This is a genomic window from Herbaspirillum sp. GW103, from assembly GCF_000261365.1.
Classification (GTDB): domain Bacteria; phylum Pseudomonadota; class Gammaproteobacteria; order Burkholderiales; family Burkholderiaceae_D; genus Herbaspirillum.
Genome location: NZ_AJVC01000006.1, coordinates 332,947 through 356,489, shown reverse-complemented (window position 1 = coordinate 356,489; position 23,543 = coordinate 332,947). Strand labels below are relative to the sequence as shown.

At 64.7% G+C, this 23,543-nt stretch carries 21 protein-coding genes; 11 read left to right on the top strand and 10 right to left on the bottom strand.

The genetic code is table 11. From position 1 onward, the window contains the following. Nucleotides 1–14: 14 nt before the first annotated feature. Nucleotides 15–863, top strand: a complete 849-nt coding sequence (locus GWL_RS20165) for a D-amino acid aminotransferase (protein WP_034351516.1) — start codon at nt 15–17, stop codon at nt 861–863. Nucleotides 864–870: 7 nt separating this feature from the next. Here the strand turns inward: GWL_RS20165 and GWL_RS20160 are convergent, their stop codons facing one another. Both GWL_RS20160 and GWL_RS20155 read right to left on the bottom strand, forming a co-directional pair. Beyond that, a complete protein-coding gene (locus tag GWL_RS20160) occupies nt 871–1,467 on the bottom strand; it encodes a hypothetical protein (protein WP_008333861.1) in 597 nt (198 codons plus the stop codon). Nucleotides 1,468–1,471: 4 nt separating this feature from the next. Continuing rightward, nucleotides 1,472–2,050 carry a hypothetical protein gene (locus GWL_RS20155; RefSeq protein ID WP_008333860.1) on the bottom strand — a complete coding sequence of 193 codons (579 nt, stop codon included), beginning with the start codon at nt 2,048–2,050 and terminating at the stop codon, nt 1,472–1,474. A gap of 259 nt (nt 2,051–2,309) precedes the next feature. Here GWL_RS20155 and GWL_RS20150 point away from each other — a divergent pair, with 259 nt between their 5' ends. Further along, entirely contained in the window at nt 2,310–2,591 is a 282-nt protein-coding gene (locus tag GWL_RS20150) for a DUF493 family protein (protein ID WP_008333859.1), read from the top strand. A gap of 65 nt (nt 2,592–2,656) precedes the next feature. Here the strand turns inward: GWL_RS20150 and gcvA are convergent, their stop codons facing one another. Beyond that, a complete protein-coding gene (gene gcvA / locus GWL_RS20145) occupies nt 2,657–3,607 on the bottom strand; it encodes a transcriptional regulator GcvA (RefSeq protein ID WP_008333858.1) in 951 nt (316 codons plus the stop codon). Nucleotides 3,608–3,803: 196 nt separating this feature from the next. Between gcvA and GWL_RS20140 the strand changes: the two genes are divergently transcribed. The 4 genes from GWL_RS20140 to GWL_RS20125 are packed head-to-tail and all read left to right on the top strand — an operon-like array spanning nt 3,804 to nt 6,647. Beyond that, nucleotides 3,804–4,118, top strand: coding sequence for a DUF2917 domain-containing protein (locus GWL_RS20140; protein WP_008333857.1), 315 nt, complete (start codon nt 3,804–3,806; stop codon nt 4,116–4,118). A gap of 35 nt (nt 4,119–4,153) precedes the next feature. Next, nucleotides 4,154–4,846 (top strand): lipoyl(octanoyl) transferase LipB, encoded by a 693-nt coding sequence (gene lipB / locus GWL_RS20135; protein ID WP_008333856.1) that lies wholly within the window; start codon nt 4,154–4,156, stop codon nt 4,844–4,846. A gap of 40 nt (nt 4,847–4,886) precedes the next feature. After that, nucleotides 4,887–5,879, top strand: a complete 993-nt coding sequence (gene lipA, locus GWL_RS20130) for a lipoyl synthase (protein ID WP_008333855.1) — start codon at nt 4,887–4,889, stop codon at nt 5,877–5,879. An 18-nt stretch (nt 5,880–5,897) separates the two neighbouring features. Next, nucleotides 5,898–6,647, top strand: coding sequence for a Fic family protein (locus GWL_RS20125; RefSeq protein ID WP_008333853.1), 750 nt, complete (start codon nt 5,898–5,900; stop codon nt 6,645–6,647). Between the two features lie 6 nt (nt 6,648–6,653). On the opposite strand, the gene GWL_RS20120 is transcribed toward GWL_RS20125, so the two are convergent. Together GWL_RS20120 and GWL_RS20115 are read right to left on the bottom strand one after the other, a co-directional pair. After that, on the bottom strand, nt 6,654–8,072 hold the full coding sequence (locus GWL_RS20120) for a coniferyl aldehyde dehydrogenase (RefSeq protein WP_008333852.1): 1,419 nt from the start codon (nt 8,070–8,072) through the stop codon (nt 6,654–6,656). 33 nt (nt 8,073–8,105) lie between these two features. Continuing rightward, nucleotides 8,106–9,737 carry a GMC family oxidoreductase gene (locus GWL_RS20115; protein ID WP_008333842.1) on the bottom strand — a complete coding sequence of 544 codons (1,632 nt, stop codon included), beginning with the start codon at nt 9,735–9,737 and terminating at the stop codon, nt 8,106–8,108. Between the two features lie 235 nt (nt 9,738–9,972). Between GWL_RS20115 and ribA the strand changes: the two genes are divergently transcribed. From ribA to GWL_RS20100, 3 genes are all read left to right on the top strand, one after another. Continuing rightward, nucleotides 9,973–10,659: a GTP cyclohydrolase II gene (gene ribA, locus GWL_RS20110; protein WP_008333841.1), complete on the top strand. Its 687-nt coding sequence runs from the start codon at nt 9,973–9,975 to the stop codon at nt 10,657–10,659. Between the two features lie 177 nt (nt 10,660–10,836). Then, entirely contained in the window at nt 10,837–12,012 is a 1,176-nt protein-coding gene (locus tag GWL_RS20105; RefSeq protein ID WP_008333838.1) for a GTP-binding protein, read from the top strand. Nucleotides 12,013–12,169: 157 nt separating this feature from the next. Then, a complete protein-coding gene (locus GWL_RS20100; RefSeq protein WP_008333835.1) occupies nt 12,170–15,010 on the top strand; it encodes an EAL domain-containing protein in 2,841 nt (946 codons plus the stop codon). Between the two features lie 69 nt (nt 15,011–15,079). On the opposite strand, the gene GWL_RS20095 is transcribed toward GWL_RS20100, so the two are convergent. Then, nucleotides 15,080–16,015, bottom strand: a complete 936-nt coding sequence (locus tag GWL_RS20095; protein WP_008333833.1) for an AEC family transporter — start codon at nt 16,013–16,015, stop codon at nt 15,080–15,082. A gap of 146 nt (nt 16,016–16,161) precedes the next feature. On the opposite strand from GWL_RS20095, the gene mnmC reads away from it, so the two are divergent. Further along, a complete protein-coding gene (gene mnmC, locus GWL_RS20090; protein ID WP_034351514.1) occupies nt 16,162–18,039 on the top strand; it encodes an FAD-dependent 5-carboxymethylaminomethyl-2-thiouridine(34) oxidoreductase MnmC in 1,878 nt (625 codons plus the stop codon). Here the strand turns inward: mnmC and GWL_RS20085 are convergent. Together GWL_RS20085 and GWL_RS20080 are read right to left on the bottom strand one after the other, a co-directional pair. Continuing rightward, the gene (locus GWL_RS20085) at nt 18,014–18,349 is read right to left on the bottom strand and encodes a YXWGXW repeat-containing protein (protein WP_008333829.1); all 336 of its coding nucleotides are present in this window, start codon (nt 18,347–18,349) and stop codon (nt 18,014–18,016) included. The two genes, mnmC and GWL_RS20085, sit on opposite strands and share 26 nt — an antisense overlap. A 236-nt stretch (nt 18,350–18,585) precedes the next feature. Next, complete coding sequence (locus GWL_RS20080) at nt 18,586–19,563, bottom strand: helix-turn-helix domain-containing GNAT family N-acetyltransferase (RefSeq protein ID WP_008333827.1); 978 nt, start codon at nt 19,561–19,563, stop codon at nt 18,586–18,588. 243 nt (nt 19,564–19,806) lie between these two features. Between GWL_RS20080 and GWL_RS20075 the strand changes: the two genes are divergently transcribed. Continuing rightward, nucleotides 19,807–21,414 (top strand): NAD(P)/FAD-dependent oxidoreductase, encoded by a 1,608-nt coding sequence (locus tag GWL_RS20075; protein ID WP_008333825.1) that lies wholly within the window; start codon nt 19,807–19,809, stop codon nt 21,412–21,414. Nucleotides 21,415–21,503: 89 nt separating this feature from the next. On the opposite strand, the gene phaP is transcribed toward GWL_RS20075, so the two are convergent. Both phaP and GWL_RS20065 read right to left on the bottom strand, forming a co-directional pair. After that, complete coding sequence (gene phaP / locus GWL_RS20070) at nt 21,504–22,073, bottom strand: TIGR01841 family phasin (protein WP_008333823.1); 570 nt, start codon at nt 22,071–22,073, stop codon at nt 21,504–21,506. Between the two features lie 239 nt (nt 22,074–22,312). Beyond that, the gene (locus tag GWL_RS20065) at nt 22,313–23,518 is read right to left on the bottom strand and encodes a patatin-like phospholipase family protein (RefSeq protein ID WP_008333822.1); all 1,206 of its coding nucleotides are present in this window, start codon (nt 23,516–23,518) and stop codon (nt 22,313–22,315) included. Between the last annotated feature and the right edge of the window lie 25 nt (nt 23,519–23,543).

The window sequence follows — 23,543 nt, the reverse complement described above, 5'->3', positions numbered from 1 at the left end:
CCTGGAAGCCCATCATGAACGATCCCATCGTCTATCTCAACGGCGAACTCACGCCTCTCTCCGAAGCCCGCGTACCGGTGCTCGATCGCGGCTTCATCTTTGGTGACGGCATCTACGAAGTCATCCCCATGTATCGCCGCAAGGCTTTCCGTGGTCAGCAACACCTGGCGCGCCTGTTCCGCAGCCTGGCCAGCATCGGTATTCCGAATCCGCATGACGAAGCCGGCTGGAACGGCCTCATCCACCAGGTGGTCGAGGCCAACGGCCTGGAGGACCAGATGATCTACATCCAGGTCACCCGGGGCGTGGCCAAGCGTGCGCATGCCTTCCCCAAGGACGTGGTGCCGACGGTGCTGATCATGACCAATCCGATGGCCCTGCCTCCGGCTGCGGCTATCGAGAAGGGCGTGGCCTGCGTGACCCTGGAAGATCGTCGCTGGCTGAACTGCCAGATCAAGTCCACTTCGCTGCTGGGCAACGTGCTGGCCGCGCAGTTCGCCGCCGAGCATCAGGTGACGGAGGCCATCCAGTTCCGCGATGGTTATCTGTCGGAGGCGTCGTCCTCCAACGTGTGGGTGGTCAAGGATGGCAAGATCTCGGCACCGCCCAAGGACAACCTGATCCTGGAAGGCATCCGCTATGGCCTGATGGAAGAGCTGTGCGCCGAGCAGGGTATCGCGCTGGCATCGCGCCGCATCACGCGGGAAGAAGTGCTGGCGGCTGACGAACTGATCATTTCCTCGGCCAGCAAGGAAGTGCTGCCGGTGGTGACGCTGGATGACAAGCCGGTCGGCAGCGGCCAGCCGGGGCCGGTGTTTACCAAGGTGTATGCGGCGTATCAGGCGGCCAAGGCGCGGCTGTGAACAGGCCCTAGTGGGCGGCGTGCAATACGTCGCTCACATTCTGCGCGAACAGCGTGGATTGTTTTTCAGTGACATGCAGGGCAGGGAGCCGGCGTTCGAGGCCGAGCTTGTGCTGCGCTTGCAGACGCGCGGAGGCGCTCATGCACGACAGCAGGGCCTCGATCCGCTCCGCGCACTTGACTGCCAGGAATTGGCTGGGCGGGTCGATGAAGACCCAGGAGTACTTCTGGCGATTCAGCAGTTCGATCACGTTCCCGAGCGTGCCAGTACTTTTGGCGTCCCAGATCATCAGCCCGGAATCAGCGATGTCGGCCATGGCGATATCTTTGGCCGTGAAGAAGGCGCGCGTACCCGGGCGCAGCGTGGTATGGATGTGGTGCACGGGCCACTGGCCGATATTGTTGCGCGGTACCTGCCCGCTGCAGAAGACCGTCACGCGCCGGTAAGCCATCGCATGAAGGAAGTGCTGGATCGCCGTGTCGGCGCCGTCAGCATCGCCAACCACCACGTCGAACTCCTGGCGCACGATGTTCATGATCCTTTCCTGGACCTTGGGATGCAGATGTCGGATGCTGATGGAGCCAGCAATGAAAACGGTAGTCATGGGCTTACCTCCACGTCAGCGTTGCCACGAAAATGTCCCCGATTTTCTCATAGGCGCGCAGCGCATCGCATGCAGCATCGACCGAAGCACCACTATCGTACAAATCGTCGAGCAGCAACGTGTCCCAGCGGCCTTCTCCGTGGATAAGGCGATTCAGGATCAGCGTATCGGTGAGCACAGCGTGCTTTTCGGCGCGGGTGCGCAAGTCTTTCAGAAGCGCTGCACCCTTGGCCTTGCTCAACAGCGCAAGCACGGGTTTGCCGACCAGATGTCCCAGCGCATGCGCGATGGCGGCGACCGGCTGCACGCGCCGGACATGCGATGAAGCCATTGGCACGATCAGGCCGAATCCCGGCAGCAAGGGCAGGATGTGGGATTGCACGGCCAGCGCCAGCGGCAGGACGTAGCGCTGCTGTTGCCGGTATTTCAGCTGATACGGGGCTTCTCCCACTTCGGTGCGCTGCGTGTGCCATTGGATGTGGCCCGCCGCGTTGTACCCGGCCGGGAGACTGTAGAGCGAGTGCTTGTCGAGGGCATACCCCCTCTCAAAGCGACCTTGGAGCATTTTGAGGTTGACTTGCATGGGACACCGCATCTTGTCGGGAAGACACAGAGTCTTGTGCGGCAGCGCATGCTCATCAATCGCGATAGTTGGATATGTTGGAACAGATTGCTTGCGCGGACTTCCGGGCCGATGACGCTTTCTGCACGCCGCCGCGCCCGCATGGCGTAGAATGCAGGCATTCCCCACCCGAGTCCCCCCGCTTGAAGCCCGCAGGTTCATCCCCATCTGGGAGCATTGAATTCGGAGCGCCAGGCGGACAACGCCAAGGCGGTTTGCCATGACTATGCCCACTATTTCCCCTGAAGAATCCCTGATCGAGTATCCCAGCGACTTCCCCATCAAGGTGGTCGGGATCACCCATGACGCCTTCGCCGAGACCATCGTCGCCATGGTCATCGAGCATGATCCCGAGTTTCACGCGGGCAAGGTCGAGATGCGTCCCTCCACCCAGGGCAAGTACCTCTCGCTCACCCTGACCGTGCGCGCCACCAGCCGCGCTCAGCTCGACAACATCTACCGTGCGCTCTCCACGCACGAGATGGTCAAGTTCGTGCTCTGAGCGCAACTGCATCCACGCGAAAACCGGCGCAGCCCGCAAGGCGCGCCGGTTTTTTCATGGCCGCATCATTTCTTGCGAGTTGACGTTTTCTGCACCGTGCCTGGCCATTCCGACTGCGCATGGAATTGCCGCATCTCTTCAACGATCCATTTCCTGAAGGCCGCCACCCCCGGCTTCTCCAGCCCCTCCGGCAGATGCACCAGGTAGTGCGCCTCCTCGCACAGCTGCGCCACGTCGAACAGCCGCACCAGCGTGCCGCTGGCGATCTCCTGCCAGGCAATCGTATGGCGTGACAGCGCCACCCCCTTGCCCTCCACGGCATGGCGCAGCGTCAGCGAAGAATCCTCCACCACCAGCGTGCCGCGCGGCTCGGGCAGGTCCAGCCCGGCCAGGGTCAGCCACGGCTGCCAGGATTCGCGCGTGTCCATGCGCAGCAGCGTGCAGTGCGCCAGGTCGGTGGGACGCACGAGCTTCTTGTTCTGCTTGCCGCGATAGCCGGGCGCGGCCACCGGGTAGTAGTAATCATCGCTGAGCTTCTCGGTGACCACGCCCGCGTACTGGCCGCGCCCGAAGCGGATGCCGATGTCCACCCCGTCCAGCCGCAGGTCGGCCAGGTGGCTGCCCGATTGCAGCACCACCTCGATTTCCGGATGGGCATCGATGAACTTCCACAGGCGCGGCGCCAGCCAGCGTGAAGCGAAGGAGGGCGTGGCCGAGATCACCAGCCGCTGCTGGCGCGTGAGGCTGCGCAGGTGGTCGGCCGCTTGCGCGATCTCGCCCAGGGCCTTGCGGATGGTGGCGGCGAAGCGTTCGCCGGTCTCGGTGATGGAAATGCGCTTGCCATGGCGATGGAACAGCTGCAGGCCCAGGTCTTCCTCCAGCGCGCGCACCTGGTGGCTGATGGCACCGGGCGTGACGTGCACTTCTTCGGCCGCACGCGAGAAGCAGCCATGGCGGGCGGCCGCATCAAAGGCGCGCAGGGCGGCCAGGTTGGGGAGCTTGCGCAAATCGGCCATGACGGCTCCTTGTGAATTCAATTAGCAAGGAGAACCAATATATATCGTTTTGCTGCGCTTGCGGGCTTTCCTACAATGATGACTCATCACACATCATTCCAGGCATTTCCCCCCTTGCAGCCGCACCCTCCCGGGCATCGCGGCAGGGACGCGGCTTGCCTGGCGAATCAGGCAGTCGAGCAAAGGAGCCAGCGCCATGACAATTTCATTCACAGATCCAAGCCTCCCGGGCCAGTTGCAGGAAGGCCAGGTACAGACCCGTCGCCTGCAAGGCGGCGTGCGCATCCGTGTGAACTCCGGACTGGTGTGGCTGACCATTGCCGGCTGCCGCGAGGATATCTGGCTCAAGGCGGGCCGCTGCTTTGATTTTCACGGGCGCGGCGAGGCCATCTTCGAAGCCGTCAACGGTGCGGCCGAATTCACGGTCACTCCCTTGCCTCCCAAGGGGTGCAGCGACGATACGGTGCGTATTGCCAAGCTCCTGCCGCACGGCCTGATCCGCTGGTTCTGATACGGTCCGCAGCGAATTTCGCTACACTGGCGGGCATGCAAACTGCACTGCCCACCGCCAGCACACCCGTGGCTGGCGCCCGCCGGCCCGAGATCGTCCGGCGCGGCGTCGAGCCCTACGAGGCCAGCTTCGCCGCCATGCGCGCCTATACCGACGCGCGCACCGCCGACACCCCCGACCAGCTCTGGATCGTCGAGCATCCCCCTGTCTACACGCTGGGTTTGGGCGCTGACCGCGCCCATGTGTTGAATCCGCACGACATCCCCATTGTCCAGACCGACCGCGGCGGCGAGGTCACCTACCACGGTCCCGGCCAGGTGGTGATCTACCTGTTGATGGACCTGCGCCGCAACCGCAGCGGGGCGCGCCTGTTCGCGCGCGAATTCGTGCACAACATCGAAGAGGCGGTGATCGCCACGCTGGCGGCGTATAATCTGGCCGGTGTACGCAAGGAGGGGGCGCCCGGCATCTATGCCGCCGACGGCCCCTGGCAGGGCGCCAAGGTGGCCGCGCTGGGCTTGAAGATACGGGGCAACGGCTGCACTTATCATGGTGTTTCGCTCAATGTGGCGATGGACCTGGCACCGTTTTCCTGGATCAACCCCTGCGGCTACGAGGGCCTGGCCACCGTGGACATGCAGACCCTCGGGGCTGCCCACGCCCGGCTGGACGCTGTCCAGGACTTGCTTGCCGACCAACTGATCGCCCGCTTCGCGGGCATGGCTTGAGCCCCACGCGCCGCGTGTGCCCGGGGCCGGAACGACCGACATGACTACCGAACTCACTCCCGCAGCAGATTCTTCCTCCAATGCCACCGGCTCGGCGCGCGCCAATCCGCTGGACAAGCAGAAGGGCGCCGGCAAGACCGCCTGGATCCCGATCAAGGTGGTGGCCGCCGAAAAGCTGAAGAAGCCGGACTGGATTCGCGTCAAGGCCGGTTCGCCGACCACCCGCTTCTACGAGATCAAGGACATCCTGCGCGCCAACAACCTGGTGACGGTCTGTGAGGAAGCCTCCTGCCCCAACATCGGCGAATGCTTCGGCAAGGGCACCGCGACCTTCATGATCATGGGCGACAAGTGCACCCGCCGTTGCCCCTTCTGCGACGTCGGCCACGGCCGCCCCGATCCGCTGGACCCCAACGAGCCGGAAAACCTGGCCAAGACCATTGCCCAGCTGCGCCTGTCCTACGTGGTCATCACCAGCGTGGACCGCGACGACCTGCGCGATGGCGGTGCTGCCCACTTCGCGGCCTGCATCCAGCGTGTACGTGAATTGTCGCCCGAGACCCGCATCGAGATCCTGACCCCGGACTTCCGTGGCCGCATGGACCGCGCGCTGGAAATCCTCAAGATGGCCCCGCCGGACGTCATGAACCACAACCTCGAAACCGCACCGCGCCTCTACAAGGAAGCGCGTCCGGGTTCGGATTACGAATATTCGCTGAGCCTGTTGAAGCGCTTCAAGGACCTGCATCCGGAAGTGCCGACCAAGTCCGGCATCATGGTGGGCCTGGGCGAAACCGACGAGGAAGTGCTGCAGGTCATGCGCGACATGCGCGCGCACAACGTCGACATGCTCACCATCGGCCAGTACCTGATGCCCAGCGGCGACCACCTGCCGGTGCGCCGCTACGTGCACCCCGACACCTTCAAGATGTACGAGGAAGAGGCCTACAAGATGGGCTTCGTGCATGCCGCCGTGGGCGCGATGGTGCGCTCCAGCTACCATGCGGATCAGCAGGCGCACGGGTTGGTCTGACCATTTTCATAGAGGGCCATGTCACCGGCCGCCAGGTACATCGCGGTCGATGCTGCGAAGTCAGCGCTTGATGCAGCGCGCCCTCTGCCTCCTTATACGCAAGCATCGCTGCGCGAGAAATTGGTATTGGATTGGACTTTCCATTCCAATGCCCTCGCAGGCAACACGCTGACCCTGCGCGAAACCAAGGTAGTGCTGGAAGGCATCACCGTCGGTGGCAAGTCGCTGCGCGAGCACTTCGAGGCCATCAATCACCGCGATGCCATCCTGTTCGTCGAGCAGCTCGTGGCCGGCTGCGAGCCCCTGAGCGAAGCGAACATCAAGGACATCCACAGTCTCGTGCTCAAGGGGATCGATGCCGATGAAGCCGGCCGCTATCGCCGCGAGAACGTGGTCATCGCCGGTGCCAGCACCACCCCACCGGATTTCCTGCATCTCAACGATGAAATGCGCGCCTTGCTGGCGTGGTATCAGCAGGCCGGCAGCCTGCATGCGGTCGAACGTGCGGCGCAACTGCATACGCGCTTCGTGAAGATCCATCCCTTCATCGATGGCAATGGCCGCACTGGTCGCCTGCTGTTGAACCTGGAACTGATGAAATCCGGCTATCCCCCGGCGGTCATCCGCAAGGAAGATCGCCTGGCGTATTACGACGCCCTCGATGAAGCCTGCGTCAGCGGCGACCATGCGGCCATCACCACCCTTGTGGCGGAGAGCGTGCAGCGTTCGCTGCGCTTGTACCTGGATCTGCTGCCTGCGCCCGGATGATCGGCATCAGCTCAATCGCCTGATCAAGCCCATCACCCATTCAAATTTTTTTCCATAAGGCGGATGCAAGAGCGTCCCGCCGTTCCAACGCGCCTGCCGGAACACCGGCTTGCGCTTGCTGAAGGTATCGAAGCCCCAGCGTCCGTGATACGCCCCCATGCCGCTCTCGCCGACACCGCCAAAGGGCTGCTCCTCCTGCACCAGGTGCCACAGGCAATCATTGATGGTCACGCCGCCTGCATGGGTTTGCCGCAGCACCTGCTCGCGCCGTGCCGCATCCTCGCCGAACCAGTACAGCGCCAGCGGACGCGGACCTTGCTGCACATGGGCGATGGCTTGCTCTGGCGTGTCGTATTCAAGGATGGGCAGGACCGGCCCGAAGATCTCTTCCTGCATCACCCGCATCGCCGGGCTCGCGCCCAGGATCAGCGTGGGCATCAGCTTGCGGCTCTGCTCCAGGTCTTCCCCCGCGGGGTTGACTTCGATCACCCGTGCACCCCGCGTGCAGGCGTCCTCCACCAGCGCCTGCAAGCGCGCACGATGGCGCGGACTGATGATGGCGGTGTAGTCCGGGTTGTCGTGCAGACGCGGATACAGCCGGCCCATGGCTGCGACCAGTTGCTGCGCTACGCTGGCCGCCTGACCACGCGGCACCAGCAGGTAGTCCGGGGCTACGCAGGTCTGCCCGGCATTGAGCAGCTTGCCGAAGGCGATGCGTTGCAGGCTGCTCGTCATGCGGCACGAGGCATCGAGAATGGCCGGTGATTTGCCGCCCAGTTCCAGCGTGACCGGCGTGAGATTGGCCGCCGCCAGTTGTGCGATCTGCCGCCCGACCTGGGTCGATCCGGTAAAGAACAGATGATCGAACGGCAGTGATGCAAAAGCCTGTCCGATGCCGGCGTCCCCGGTGACCACGGCCATTTCCTCCGGGGCGTAATACCGCGCTACCAGCTCGGCCAGCAGGGCAGAGAGGCGCGGTGTCAGTTCCGAGGGTTTGAGCAGCACCCGGTTGCCTGCCGCCAAGGCCGCCAGCGCTGGCCCCAGCGCCAGTTGCAGCGGATAGTTCCACGGCGAGATGATGCCCACCACACCCAGTGGCTGCGCCAGCAGGCGATTGCTGCCGGGCAGGAAGTGCAGGGCGGTGGCCACCCGTTGCGGTCGCATCCAGCGCTTCAGGTGCGATTGCGCATGGCGGATCCCGGCGCGCAGAACGAAGAGTTCAGCCATGCGCGTCTCATGATGCGAACGGCCACCGAAGTCGGCATCGATGGCGGCGATGAGGGCGGTCTCATGCTCGTCCAGCAGCGCCAGCAGACGAGCCAGCCGGTCCATGCGCAGCGCATGGGAGGGATCGCCGTGGGCGGTGAACGCTTGTTGCTGCGCGGTGAAAAGCTGCTGCAATTCTGCAGCGGTGGTATCGGTCATTGATTCATCCTTGCATTGCATTATCGAGCGATGTCAGGCCGCTTCGGCATGCGCCTGGCTGGCGCGGATCATGTCGGCTGCCTTCTCGGCAATCATGATGGTGGGTGCATTGGTGTTGCCGCTCACCAACGTGGGCATCACCGAGGCGTCGACCACGCGCAGACCGTGCAGGCCATGCACACGCAATTGCGCATCGACCACCGCCATCGGGTCCGCACCCATGCGGCAAGTGCCTACGGGATGATAGATGGTGTCGGCGCGCCGACGGATCATGGCTTCCCATGCCGCCTCATCCATGCCCTCCCGGCCACCGAACAGTTCACGCCGGCAGTAGCGGCGCAGCGGTTCGGTCATGACAATGTCGCGCGCGATGCGGGCGCCCTCGATCATGGTCGGCAGGTCGCGCGGGTCGGAGAGATAGCCCGCATCGATGAGCGGATCGGCCATCGCATCGGCCGATTGCAGGCCCACACGCCCGCGCGAATGCGGGCGCAGCAGGCACATGTGCAGCGAGAACCCATAACCGGCATGCAGCTTTCTTGCATGGTCATCGACGATGGCGATGCAAAAATGCAGCTGGATGTCGGGGCGATCCAGTCCGGTCCGCGTCTTGAGGAAGGCCGCGCCCTCGGCAAAGGGGGTGGCGATGAGGCCCTCGCCATGGCGCTTCCAGGGCAGCAGCTGGCCCAAGAGGCGCAGGCCGCCGACCACGCCCAGGCCGAAGTTGTCGGTGTCGCGGGTGGTCCATCCTTGCGTGAAATCGAGGTGATCCTGCAGGTTCTGCCCCACGCCGGGCAGGGCGTGATGCAGGGCGATGCCATGCGGCAGGATGTCCTCGGGCCGGCCCACGCCTGACAGTTGCAGCAATTGCGGCGAGCCGAAGGCCCCGGCGGCGAGGATGACTTCACGCGTGGCGCGCACCTGCGCATCCTGCTGCTGCTGGCGATAGGCCACGCCCACCGCGCGCTTGCCCTCGAACAACACACGTTGCGCGCGCACCTGGCGCAGCACGCTCAGGTTGGGCCGTTGCCCCATCACCGGATGCAGGTAGGCCGCCGCCGCCGAGCAGCGCTCGCCACGATGAGCGGGTGTGTGGAATTGCGTCACCTGGTACAGGCCGACGCCTTCGTTGTCGCCGGTATTGAAGTCAGTGCACAGCGGATAGCCGCGCGCCTGCGCCGCCTCGATGAAGGCGCGCGTGATGGGGCGCGGGCGATTCTGTTCCGAGACTTGCAACGGGCCGCTGTCCCCGTGCCAGGCATCGGCTCCGCGTATATTGTTTTCGGATCGCTTGAAATAGGGCAGCACCGACTCCCAGTCCCAGCCAGGGCAGCCGGCCTGGGCCCAGCCATCGTAATCCTGGCGCTGTCCGCGGATGTAGAGCATGGCGTTGATGGCCGAGGAGCCGCCCAGGGCGCGACCGCGCGGCTGGTAGCCACGGCGGCCGTTCAGGCCCGGCTGGGGCGTGGTCTGCAAGGCCCAGTTGTTGAGCTTGCCATAGCCGGGCAGCATGGCCACCACGGCCGCCGGGGTGCGCACCAAGAGGCTGTCGCCCTGGCCGCCGGCTTCCAGCAGGCAGACCGTGACGCCCGGATCTTCCGACAGGCGCGCGGCCAGTGTGGCCCCCGCCGAGCCGCCACCGACGATGACGTAATCGAACAGCACGGTTGTCTCCCTTTTTTATCGTTGACCGGCTTTCAAGGGGATGCCGCCCTTGGGGCTGGCACCGTGTCCGGTGTGTCCCGGACTGGCTGGCATTATGAACCGGCAGGCAGCGTCTGTTCAAATTGCCTGCACGAATCGGACAATTGCCTTCACCGCAGCGGCCGCCGCGCTGAAATAAACCCGTGCGCAAGGTAAGATACGCGGTTCTGAGCATTCGATTCGAAAGCAGGTTGTCATGTCCTCACCGATCGCACCGGCCGCAGCCGCGCCGGAAGAAAAACTGGTTTTCGTCAGTTCGTGCAAGTTGCCCATGCCCTGGGCGACCTTCGAACTGCACGCCTTCTACGATGAAATTTCCGGCAAGGAACATCTGGCCCTGACCCTGGGCGAGGTCGGCAATGGTGAACCGGTCCTGGGTCGCGTGCACTCCGAGTGCCTGACTGGCGACGCCCTGTTCTCCCAGCGCTGCGATTGCGGTGCCCAGCTCGAAGCGGCCCTCAAGAAGATCGCCAAGGAAGGTCGTGGCGTACTGTTCTACCTGCGCCAGGAAGGGCGCGGCATCGGCCTGTTGAACAAGATCCGCGCCTACCACCTGCAAGACCAGGGGGCCGATACCGTCGAAGCCAATGAGCGCCTGGGCTTCCCCGCCGACATGCGACGCTACACCATCGTGCTGCCCATGCTGGCGCACCTGAAGATCACCAGCCTGCGCCTGATGACCAACAACCCGCGCAAGGTCAAGGCGCTGGAAGACAGCGGCATTACGGTAGCCGAGCGCATTGCGTTGATCGCCAACCACAATCCCTTCAACATCGGCTACCTGGGCACCAAGGCGCGCAAGCTGGGCCATCTGCTGCCGGGGCTGGCCAAAACCGAAGAAAAGCCTGAAAAGGTGCCGCTGGACGCACATGACAACGAGTAGATCGGCGTAGCTGTAAAACCAGGTAAAGATCGCGATCCCCGCCGGGCGCGGCTCACCGACAGGACGGACCCTCGCGGTCCGTCTTTTTTTTGCCCGGCCGAAGCAGCCGGCTTGACGCATCGGGTAGCATGGCGGCTCGGTCGTCTATTTTGGTCCCTACTCATCCCGTTTCCCGCCATGAATCCATCCGTCCCCGCCGGCGCCGCGCCGATTCCCGTTTCCCTGCTGACCGGTTTCCTCGGCAGCGGCAAGACCACGCTGCTGAACCACCTCATCACCCAGCCGGAGATGAAGAACACCCTGGTCATCATCAACGAGTTCGGCGAGATCGGCCTGGATCACCTGCTGGTGGCCCACAGCCAGGAAGAGACCATCGTCGAGATGAGCAGCGGCTGCCTGTGTTGCACCATCCGTGGCGATCTCAAGAAAACCCTCAAGGACATCACCTGGCGCTTCGCCGAGGGCGGCGAGCGCAAGTTCGACCGCGTGGTCATCGAGACCACCGGCCTGGCCTCGCCCACCCCCATCCTGCATACCCTGATGACCGACGCCTTCATCTCGGCGCGCTATCGCCTCGATGGCGTGATCGTGACCGTCGATGCGGTCAATGGCATGGCGACCCTGGACAACCATCCGGAAGCCATCCAGCAGGCCGCCGTCGCCGACCGCCTGCTGCTGACCAAGACCGATCTGGTCGATGCCACCACGCTGTCGGCCCTGCAGGCGCGCCTGCGCACGCTCAATCCGGGCGCGCGCCAGTTGCAGCCGCAGGTCGGCCAGATCGCCGCTGCCGAGTTGCTCGATGCGGGCCTGTTCAAGCCAGGCGAGAAGATGCCGGACGTGGCCCGCTGGCTCAACGAGGAAGCCTTCGCCGAGCAGCAGGCGCATGCGCATCATCATCATGACCACGGCCATGCACACGGTCATCACGGTCATCACGATCACCATGATCATCATGGCCATGACCACGACGATCATGCCCATGACGTCAACCGTCACGATGACCACATCCGCGCCTTCTGCTTTACCTTCGACGAACCCATCGACCCGGTGCTCTTCGATGAGTGGCTGAGCCTGCTGGTTGGCTTCAAGGGCCCCAACATCCTGCGCATCAAGGGCATCCTCAATCTCAAGGGAGAGGACAAGCCGACCGTGATCCACGGCGTGCAGCACATCTTCCACCCCACCGCCACGCTGCCGCAATGGCCTTCGGAGGACCGCCGCAGCCGCATCGTCTTCATCACCCGCGATGTCGAGCGCGCCACCATCGAACGCTCCTTCGATGCCTTCATGCAGGCCCAGGCCATCGAACGTGCGGCACGCGAGCAGCGCCCGTCACCACCGGTATATTGAGCCTGAGCACACTCGACAAATGCGTTTGTTCCCGTGCGGCAACATGCGAGTTGCGTGCTGCGGGGTGGGTCCGATTAAAAATAAATGCGCTTTGACCGATAACGAGGGGAGTCCCGGATTATGATCGGGCTCTCCCAAGGGATATAACGAATCGTTTATGCAGCGTGTGATCAACAAGCTGGGGGCAACGTTGTCGGCATCGCTCACGCTGATGCTGGGTTTATGTGCCACCGCGACGGTGTTCGTCGCCACCAGCCATCTGGAAGAGGATGCCGTCCAGCTCGACTTCGAGCGTAGGGCGGGCCTGCGCGCCTTCACCATTCAGCGCGGGCTGGAAGAGGCGGTGCAGGTGCAGTCGGTGGTGAACCATTTCTATGCCACCGTAGGCGATCCTACGCGCGAACAGTTCGAGAGCTTCACCCGCCCGCTGCTGGAACGCTATCCCTACGTGCGCGCCTTCAGCGTGCAGCGCTTCGTGGCCGACGAGGACCGGCTGGTGTTCGAGGCCCTGCGCCAGGGCGCCAAGCCGGGTTTCGAGATCACCGCGCTCGATGGCGACCGGTCCGTGCGCGCTTCGCAGCAACCGACCTATCTGGTGGTCGACTATGTGGAGCCCCTGGCCGGCAACGAGGCTGCGCTGGGACTGGACGTCTCGCGCAACCCCGCCATCATGGGGGCGCTCGATGCCGCCGTCGTCAGCGGCCGACCCTCCTCCACCCCGCCCATCCGCCTGGCCCAGTCCGGCCCGGATGAACGCGGCCTGCTGGTGATTCAGCCGGTCTATCGCGGCGGCGTGCAGCCTACCGATACCGCCGCCCGCCGTGCACTGCTCATCGGTGATACCACGGCGGTGCTCGAACTCAACGGCCTGGTGCAGAAGATCCTCGATGGCGCCGGCCTGATGTCGGACCACGAGATCGGCCTGCGCCTCTACGTCGGCCGGCAAGCCGATCCGACCAACCTGGTCTACCACCATGACAGCCAGCCGCACCCGACCCAGTGGCTGGACCAGCTCATCAAGCCGGGCAGCCTGTTCCGCCATCCCTCCACGACCGTCACCAGCTTTGATATCGCCGGCCAGAGCTGGCACATGGAGATCAGCATTCCACCGCGTTCGGTCTTTTCTGATCACTATGGCTCGTTGCTCATCGGCCTGGTCGGCGTGATCGCCTCGTTGCTGGGCGCGGCCTACATGCGGGCATTGTCGATGCGCTCGCATCGGGTGCAGCAGCTGGTGGAAGACAAGACTGCCGAGCTGCGTACCACCAATGCCCTGCTGTCGGACGACATCAAGGCGCGCCGCCTGGCCGAACGTGCGCTGCGCCTGCGGCACCAGGCCATCGAAGCCAGTGCCAATGCCATCCTGATTCTCTCGGCCCAGGAGCCGGACTACGCCATCGAATACGTCAACCCGGCCTTTGCCCGCATCACCGGCTACAGCAGCGCCGAAGCCGTGGGCAAGAGCCTGCGTTTCCTGGAAGGCCGTGACAGTGATCCCGAAGGCTTCGAGACCGTCTGGATCGCCATGCGCGAACAGCGCGAACACAACGTCGTGCTGCGCAACTACCACAAGGATGGTTCGGAGCTGTGGAATGACTTCTACATCGCCCCGGTGCGCGACGAGGGCGGCCTGGTGACCCATTTCGTGGCGGCACTCTACGACATCACCTCGATGAAGCGCTACGAAGCCGAACTGGAATTCCAGGCCAGCCGCGATACGCTCACGGGCCTGATCAACCGCCACATGCTGCGTCATCACCTGGAACAGGCCATCGGCGCGGCCGAGCGCCAGAAGCAGGCCTTGTGGGTGGTGTTCGTGGACCTGGACCGCTTCAAGTTCGTCAACGACACGCTGGGTCACAAGGCCGGCGATACCTTGCTGCGTACCGTGGCCGGTCGCCTGCGCGCCGCCGTGCGCGAAGCCGATACCGTGGCGCGCCTGGGTGGCGACGAATTCATCATGATCCTGCCCGAGCAGGATGAACTCACGCTCGACACCCGCAGCCTGCAACGCATCATGGATGCGGTGGCCGCACCGGTCACGCTGGGCGGGCATACGCTGTTCATGACCTGCAGCATCGGCGTGGCCTGCTATCCCAACGATGGCACTGACGGCGAGACGCTCATCAAGCATGCCGACATCGCCATGTACCGTGGCAAGCAGACTGGTCGCAACAATTTCCAGTTCTACACGCCGGCCATGAACGAGCAGGCGCTGGAGCGTCTGCGCATCGAAGGCGACCTGCGCAATGCGCTGGATCACGGCGAGTTCCTGCTGCATTACCAGCCCAAGGTGGACCTGGCCTCGGGCCGTGTGGTGGGCAGCGAGGCGCTGATCCGCTGGCAGCATCCGCAACTGGGCATGGTCTCGCCGGCGCGCTTCATCGGCCTGGCCGAAGAGACCGGCCTGATTCTGCCCATCGGCGCCTGGGTGCTGCGCACCGCCTGCACCCAGTGCCGCCAGTGGCAGCTGGCCGGGCATGAGGACATCAGCGTCTCGGTCAACCTCTCGGTGGGGCAGTTCCTGCAGAAGGACCTGGTCTCCTCGATTGCCGACGTGCTCGACAGTACCGGCCTGCCACCGGCCTCGCTGGAAATCGAACTCACCGAAAGCCTCATGATGACCGATGTCGAGCATGCCATCGGCATCCTGGCCGGCCTGAAGAAGCTGGGCATTCGCTTGTCCATCGATGACTTCGGCACCGGCTATTCCTCACTGGCCTACCTGAAGCGCTTCCCCATCGACGTGCTCAAGATCGACCGCTCCTTCGTGCGCGACATCACCATCGATGCCGACGATGCGGCCATCACCGCCTCCATCATCTCGCTGGCGCGCCACCTGAAACTGCGCGTCATTGCCGAAGGCGTGGAGACCGACGAGCAGCTGGACTACCTGCGCCACTATGGTTGCGACGAGATCCAGGGCTACCTGTTCAGCCCGCCGGTGGCGGCCGAGAAGTTCGAGCAGATCCTGCGGGAAGAGCGGGTGATTTTGTAATTTTTCTTCACGCCCGGTTTGCGAATCAGGCCGCACGGCAATCGCTGTGCGGCCTTGTTCATATCCGGCTCAATGATGCGCAATCCAGGCCAGGATCACGGCGATGGTGGGCAATGACAGCGTGGTGGAGATGAGAATGGCGCGCGACATGGCCGTGACTTCGCGCTGGTACAGCTCGGCCAGCATGAAGGGCCCGGTACCGATGGGCAGGGCTGCCAGCAGCACCGCGCTGTCGGCCCACAGGCGTGGCAGCGGCAGCAGCCAGTAAGCCAGCACGGCGGTGACGGCCGGTTGCAGCAGCAGCTTGAAGGCCACCAGCAGCCACACCGGTGCGCCATCGCCGGCGCGTACCGGTTGCGCCAGGAACAGACCCAGCGAAACCAGCGCGCAAGGGCTGGCCGCACCCCCCAGGATCTTGAAGAACTGCTGCACGCTGCCGGGCAGGCTCACCCCGCTCAAGGCCACGATGATGCCGGCCACGGGGGCGATCATGATGGGATTGCGCAGCAGCGAGCGGCCCACCTTGGCAACGGTCTGCATCCATCCTGCCCGGGCATGCAGACAGCTCTCCAGCATCACGATGGCCACCGCGAAGAGCAGGCAGGCCGTCATCACCATGGCGATCACCGAGGGCGGCAAGCCTTCGTTGCCGAAGGCCAGGTAGCACAGCGGGATACCGATGAAGCCGGTGTTGGCATAGGAACTGCCGAGGCTGTCGATGATGACGTCGGGCGCTGCCGCCTTCTGGCGCAGGCGCAGCCAGGCCGTCAGCAGGAATACCACGGCCACGCCGATGGCGAAGACGGCGATGAAGCGCAGGTTGGCAAAATCGGTCGCCTTCAGGCGCGACATGGAATCGAACAGCAGCGCCGGCAGTGCCAGCCAGATCACGAAGCGGTTCAGTTCGCTGGCCGCGCCCGCCGAGAGGATGTGGCGCTTGCGGCAGATCCAGCCGAGGAAGATCAGCGAGAAGATCGGAAAGACGATGTTGAAGATGGCGAGCATGGCGTTGCGCAGCCATGCTGCGGGGCTGGTTGATCGGCGAGGGCCCAGACTAGGGAGAGCGCTACCCTTTGTCAAGGCGCAATGCCGCACGCAAGCGGGAGCGTAGAATGGCGGCCTTCTCTGATTTATCCACAGGGCTTTTCAAGATGCCTGCGCGTCCTCTTCAACTTGCCTCCCCGGAACTGCTGGCTGCCTGGCGTGCCGAGGCCGATACCGTGGTACGGGCGCTGCAGCCGGTGCCGGACTGCCTGCACGAACAGCACAGCGCCACCGTGCTGGACCTGCATTTCGGCCTGGGTCATGCCTTCTTCGCCACCTGGCATGCCTTTGCCCGCCAGCGCGCGCTGGGGCAGGGTGCGGCCCGCCTGCATTACATCGCGATCCTGCCGCATCCGCCGCAGGCCGAGGCGCTGCATGACGATCTGACTTATGCACAGGCCTTGCGCGCGGCATGGCCCTTGCCGCTGCCGGGCACACACCGCCTGCTGCTCGATGAAGGGCGCCTCACGCTCACCCTGGTGTGGGGCGCGCTGGAAGAAGAGCTGGCGCGGCTGGAGGCGCCGGTCGACCTGTTCTACCTCCATGCCGATCCGTCCCGCTTCGACCCGGCCGCATCGCCCTGGCATGCGCATGCCTGCAAGCGGCTGGCGCGCCTGGCCTGGACCGGCGCCCGGGCGCTGGTGTTCGGCGCAGCCGGGCAGGCAGCGCTGGTGGCGGCGATGCGGCAGGTCGGTTTCCATGGACAAGCGCGGGACGGTGCGCTGGCCTTGCGCTATGCGCCGGCCTGGGCACGTCCGGCCACCCACGTGGCGCGGATCGACACGCCTTTGCGGCGCGATCCCGTGCATGAGCGCCACGCCCTGGTGATCGGTGCCGGGCTGGCCGGTACCGCCGCCGCCGAGCGGCTGACGGCACGCGGCTGGTGCATCGATCTCATCGATGCCGGGGCGCAGGTCGCCACGCGCGCCTCCGGCAATCATGGTGGCCTGTTCATGCCGGCGCTGGCACGTGACGACAGTCCGCTGGCCCGGCTCACGCGCGCAGCCTTCCTGTTCGCCTCGCAGCGTCTTGACGATCTGGGTGGCGTGGGTTTGGAGGAGGGCACGGCCATTCGTGGCGAGCGCTGCGGCATTCTGCAGTTCGGTCGCGATGCCAAGCAGGCCGTCTCCTTCGAACAGGGGGCGCAGCAGTGGCAATATCCGCCGCGCTATGCCCGCTGGATGAGCGCCGAGCAGACGGCTGCGGCGCTGGGCATGCCGACCATGGGCGGTGGCTACTTCTTCCCGGAAGCGGGCTGGCTCAATCCGCCCTCGGTATGCCGCCGCTTGCTGGCGGTGGCGCAGGCGCAAGCAGAGGTGCGCACGCATTTCGGGCGTGCCGTCGCCCGTCTGGTTCGCGTGGACGACCAGTGGCAGGCACGGGATGCCGACGATGTGCTCATTGCACAAGCGCCGCTGGTGATACTGGCGGCGGGCGCCCAGGCGCGTGCGTTGCAACAGGCGGCGGGCTTGCCCTTGGCGGCGGTGCGCGGGCAGGTGACGCACTTGGCGGCAGCGGATTTTCCCGACCTGCCGTATGCCCTGTGTGGCGATGGTTACCTCACGCGTCCCTATGCTGGTCAAGTCTGCATGGGTGCCAGCTATGATCGTTTCGACGATCCGGCCCTGCGCGCCGACAGCCACGCCGGGAATCTGGCCCGCCTGCAGCACATGCTGCCGCAGATCGCGGCGCACCTGCCCCTGCCGCAAGCGGATGCCCATCTGGCGGGCCGGGTCGGCCAGCGCTGCATCGCACCGGACCGCTTGCCGCTGGTGGGCGCCTTGCCCGGGCAGGATGGCCTGTACGGCCTGCTGGGCTATGCCTCGCGCGGCTTGATCTGGGCGCCGCTGATGGCCGAGCTGCTGGCCGCGATGCTCGAGCGCGAGCCCTTGCCGCTGCCCCGCGAGCTGGTGGCGGCGCTGGACCCGGCCCGCTTCGGCGCGGACTCAGCCAGGGCCATCAACGTACCCAGTGACCCGGAATGAAGACCCAGCCGCGCCCACGGGGTTGCCAGTGGGCCGGTTCATAGCGGGCGTAGTCGCGGCGCACGCGCTCCCAGTGGCCGCCGACCCAGAGGTGGCGATGACCGTTCCACGCCCAGTAGCCGGGCGCCCAGGCATAGCCGTGGCGCGGCGGCGGCACTGCCTCGTAGCGCGGGGCGGGGGGCGGTGTGCCGATGCGCACGTCCACCCCGACTACCTGCGCCTGGGCGGCAGGGGATAGCGCCGCAGTGGCGCCGAGGGCGCAGAGGGTGGTGAGAAGAGCGAAGGCTAAGCGAGTGGTCTTGGTTTTCATGTCGGGCTCCTGCAAGGTGGTGTTGCGTGGATGCAGCGCGCGCCGCGAGGGCCACGCTGTGAAACCACTCTAGGAGCCGGGCTTCTTTAAGACTGTAATGTTGTGTTTCCAGTTGTGTCCGTGCGTAGCGCTGGCCCTTGTGGCTAGCCCGAAGCGCGTTCCGTACCGGGCAATTCCGGTAACAAATCGCGGCACATCGATACATGTCGCGATACATGCCGCGCGCCATCCACCGTTCATCTCTTGCGTGCCGGACGCACGTAACGTTGCTCCACGACGCGGCTTCCCCACTGCTGGCCGGGCGATTCCTCGGCCAGCGCGAAGCCAGCGGACAGATAGAGGTGGCGTGCCGCGTCCAGTCCCTGAAACGTCCACAGATAGCAGGCCAGACGATGGGCATCGACGAAGGCCATGGCCTGTTCCAGCAGGCGCCGCCCCACGCCGCTGCCGCGCAGGCTGCCATCGACGATGAACCAGCGCAGATGCGCTTGCCGGCGTTGCAGATCGCCATCGATCACGATGGAGGCCAGGCAGCGCCCATGCTCGATGTGAGTCCACAGTTGCTTGCCCGCATGGGGCAGCGTTTGTACGAAGGCGCCCAGTTCGCTGGCGACCTTGTGCTCGAAGAACACGCCGAACCCGGCGGCCTCGGCGTAGTAACGCGCATGCAGGCTGGCAATATCTCCGATGCAGCCGGGCTGGTAGCCGGTACTCAATGGCACCGTCGCGCCTTTGGCCGGGCGCGGTGCGGCATTGGGATTGTCGCGCGACAGGGCTTCCGAATACAGCGCCAGCGCACGCACCAGGCCCTGCTGGTCTTCCGGCAGGATGCGCCGCAAAGCCCCGGAGACCTGATCGGTGGCGAATTTGTCGATCTTCTTGCGCAGCGCCTGCCCGTCCTCGGTGAGCGCCAGGCTGAAGGCGCGCCCGTCGCCTGGCACCGGGCTGCGGCGCACCAGCCCCAGCGCCTCCAGCTTGGCCAACTGGCGGCTGGTATTGGACTTGTCCAGATACAGCAGCTCGCCCAGCTCCCGCGCCTGCAGGCCCGGTCGCAGCCCGATCTCGATCAAGGCATGGACCGCCGAGGGCGCCAGGTCGCTGCCGGCCAGGGTGCTGCGCATGAAGCCCAGCTCACGCACCAGCTTGCGCGAGAGCTCGCGCAACTGGCGGATGGTCTGGTCACGCGGGGGAGAGTGCAGGCCATCGTAGTCCATGGCGATATCCTGTAATGGTTGCGAATTGCAATCAATGTACCGCGAGATGATTGCGTTACGCAACTTGTCTGGCCGCAGTTGGTACGACCGTTGTGGCACCCGCGCAACTGGCGTGGGCCGCTTGGGAGCGCCGCCGGGGTGGAGTAAAATGTCGCCTTTCGCGCAGCCTTCCGCCGTGAGCACACCGGTCATCGTGGCCTGCGCCACCTCCTGCATCCCCAGTCTTGTTGAAAGTCCCCGCACATGTTGCGCATCTCTGAACTGACCCTTCCGTTGAGCCATACGGAAGAAGAATTGAACGCCGCTATCCTCGATCGCCTGGGCATCCCGGCTGAGGAGCTGGTGTCCTTCACGCTGTTTCGCCGCAGCTACGATGCCCGCAAGAAGACGGCCATCACCCTGAACTACACCATCGATGTTGAAGTGAAGGACGAGCCGGCCGTCCTGGCGCGCCATGTCAAGACCACCAATGTCGGCCCCACGCCCGATACCTCCTACCACTACGTCACGCGCGCTCCTGCGACCATCAAGAAGCGTCCGGTGGTGATCGGCTTCGGTCCCTGCGGTCTGTTTGCGGCGCTGATCCTGGCCGAGATGGGCTTCAACCCGATCATCCTGGAACGCGGCAAGACCGTGCGCGAGCGCACCAAGGACACCTGGGGCCTGTGGCGCCAGCGTGAGTTGAAGCCGGAATCGAACGTGCAGTTCGGTGAGGGCGGCGCCGGCACGTTCTCCGACGGCAAGCTCTACAGCCAGGTCAAGGACCCCAAGCACTATGGTCGCAAGGTGCTGGCCGAATTCGTGGCCGCCGATGCGCCGCCGGAGATCATGTATGTCAGCAAGCCCCACATCGGTACCTTCCGCCTGGTCAAGATGATCCAGCTCATGCGCGAGAAGATCGAGAAGCTGGGTGGGGAATTCCGTTTCGAGCAGCGCGTCGAGGATGTGCTCATCGAAGACGGCCAGATCCGTGGCCTGACGCTCAACACCGGCGAACAGATCGAAGCCGACCACGTGGTGCTGGCCATCGGCCACAGCGCCCGCGATACCTTCGAGATGCTCTACGAACGCGGTGTCTACATCGAGGCCAAGCCGTTTTCCATCGGCTTCCGCGCCGAGCACCCGCAGTCGCTGATCGACAAATGCCGCTTCGGCCCCGGTGCCGGTCATCCCATCCTGGGCGCGGCCGACTACAAGCTGGTGCACCATGCGTCCAATGGTCGCTCGGTCTACAGCTTCTGCATGTGTCCCGGTGGCACGGTGGTGGCGGCGACTTCCGAGCCGGGCCGGGTGGTCACCAACGGCATGAGCCAGTATTCGCGCAACGAGCGCAACGCCAACAGCGGCATCGTGGTGGGCATCTCTCCGGCCGACTATCCGGGCCATCCGCTGGCCGGCATCGCCTTCCAGCGCGAGTGGGAAAGCCGCGCCTATGAACTGGGCGGGGCCAACTACAATGCGCCGGGGCAACTGGTGGGCGACTTCATCGCCAATCGTCCCTCGACCCGGCTGGGCAGCGTGGAGCCGTCCTACAAGCCCGGCGTGACCTTGGGGGATCTGAACCCGTCGCTGCCCAAGTACGCCATCGATGCCATCCGCGAGGCGCTGCCGGCCTTCGAGAAGCAGATTCGCGGCTACTCCATGCACGACGCCGTGCTGACCGGCATCGAGACGCGTACCTCTTCACCGATCCGCATCAAGCGCGATGACCACACCCTGCAGAGCCTCAATACCAAGGGCCTGTATCCGGCGGGCGAGGGCGCCGGTTATGCCGGCGGCATCATGTCGGCGGCCATCGACGGCATCCGCGTGGCCGAGGCGCTGGCGCTGGATATCGTGGCGCAGTCCTGATGCGCTGATTCACGCTCTGGATCACTCAATGCAAAACGCCGCTCCGGTTGCCCGGGGCGGCGTTTTGCTGTTACGGCCAGAAGTGAAGATTACTTCTTGGCGCGGGTCGAAGCGACGGTCTTTTCAGCCACAGCGGTGAACTGTTTGGTCGCATTGGCCAGGTTGGCTTCCAGGGTTTCCACGGCTTGCTTGGAGTTCTTGGACAGTTGCTCGTAGGCAGCGTTGGCGTTGGTGAGGGTCGCCTTCAGGATCGAGACGGCCTGCTCCGAACCCGGGGGCGCATTCTTGCTGATCTCGTCGATCAGGGCCGACAGCTTGCGGCTGGTTTCGGAAATCTGGGCTTCGGCCGCCTTGGTGAATTCAGCCTGAGTCGAGGACACGATACCGGCCAGGTGACGGCTGTAGGCGGTGGCCTTTTCAGCGCCCGGCTGGGCTTGCGCGGCGGCCAGCGCCAGCAGTTCCTGCGGATCCTTGGCGCCGGCCAGCTGCTTGGCGGCGGCGGTGGCTTCTTCCAGGGTCGCCTTGGTGGCCGACAGGTTCAGTTCAACGATCTTTTCCACGCCTTCGAAGGCCTTGGCGGTCAGGTTGTTGATGAGGTCCAGGTGGGCTTGCAGATTGGCCTTGGTAGCGGCGGAAAACTGATCTTGGTACGAAAACATGTTCATCTCCTAAGTGATATGACAAATGAGCTTGCCGACGAGCGTGACGATCAAAACAATCGGCGTTCGAGCGCGGCTTTCGACCAGAATCAACTAACAATCATGATTTGTGCGCCGCAACAATTCCTATTTTATGCACTTCTTTGGTGAAATCAAGTGTTATTTGTGCGTCGCACAAAAATAATGCCGGGTGCCGTGGGGATTATGCGACGTCGCGCCCGCTGCGGCTTTGCCCGCGATCAAGCCGAACGGTCGGCCGTTTTCTCCGGACGGACATGGGTATCACCACCGGGCAGGTCGTGGACCACGATGCCGGTATCGCTTTCTCCGAACGGGCAAGCCCGGCCCAGGGCGACGGCACGCAGGCCATCCTCATAACCTTGTTCCCAGCGCCACATGACCGAGCCCTTGGCGAAATTGACGTCCTTGGAGGCCATGTTCCAGTCGCGTCCGGCATAGGCCAGGCGCACGATGTGGATGGTGCTGTCGGCACCCAGTTCGGCCATCATCTGGCGATCTTGCTGGGTCAGCAGATCGGCGGGCAACCGCTTGTAGAGTGCATGGGCAGCGCGCCGCAGGCGGTATTGCTGGAGATAGGCGTCGATGTGACGCTGCGAGCGCGAGGCGAAGGTGACATCCTTCTCGCGCGTTTGCACTTCTTCCAGCGTACGCGGTTCAGGGCCGTCGGCATGCCACAGGTCCACCATCATGCACAGCAGGTTGCTGCGCGCTTCGTCATTGAGTACGGCTTCCAGGGGCGTGTTGGAGTACAGGCCGCCGTCCCAGTACAGTTCGCCCTCGATGCGCACCGGGGCAAAGCCCGGGGGCAGGGCGCCACTGGCCATGACGTGCTCCGGCCCCAGGGGGCGCTTGCGCGAATCGAAATTGACCAGCGTACCGCAGGTGACCTTGACTGCCGAGACCGTCATGCGGATGCCCGAGGGGCCGTTGAGGTAATCGAAGTCGACCAGGCGCGAGAGTGTCTGGCCCAGTTCAGCCGTGCTGTAGAAGCTGGCCTCGTCGGGCGGCACCGGCAGGCCCAGCGCGAAGGCGTTCAGGGGACGCGGCCGGAAGAAACCGGGCGCACCGCGCAGGAAGGTGTCCAGCGTGGTCAGTCGCGTGGCCCAGGGGCGCAGGGTGTCCGGCACCTGGCGCAGGTCGAACAGGTCGGGGTGGGCCACCGTTTCCCAGAATTCGCGCAGGCGCGCGATGCGGGTTTCGCGCGGGTTGCCGGCAATCAAGGCGGCGTTGATGGCACCGATGGAGGTGCCGACCACCCAGTCGGGCGTCAGGTCGTGTTCGTGCAGGGCCTGATAGACCCCGGCCTGGTAGGCACCCAGCGCACCGCCCCCCTGCAACACCAGCGCCACGCGCGGCCTGGTGGCCACGGCGGCAGCGGTCTTGCGGCGTGGGGAGGGGGGTGACTGATCCTGATCCTTGCGCATCGTTCTTCCTTTCAGGGATACCGGG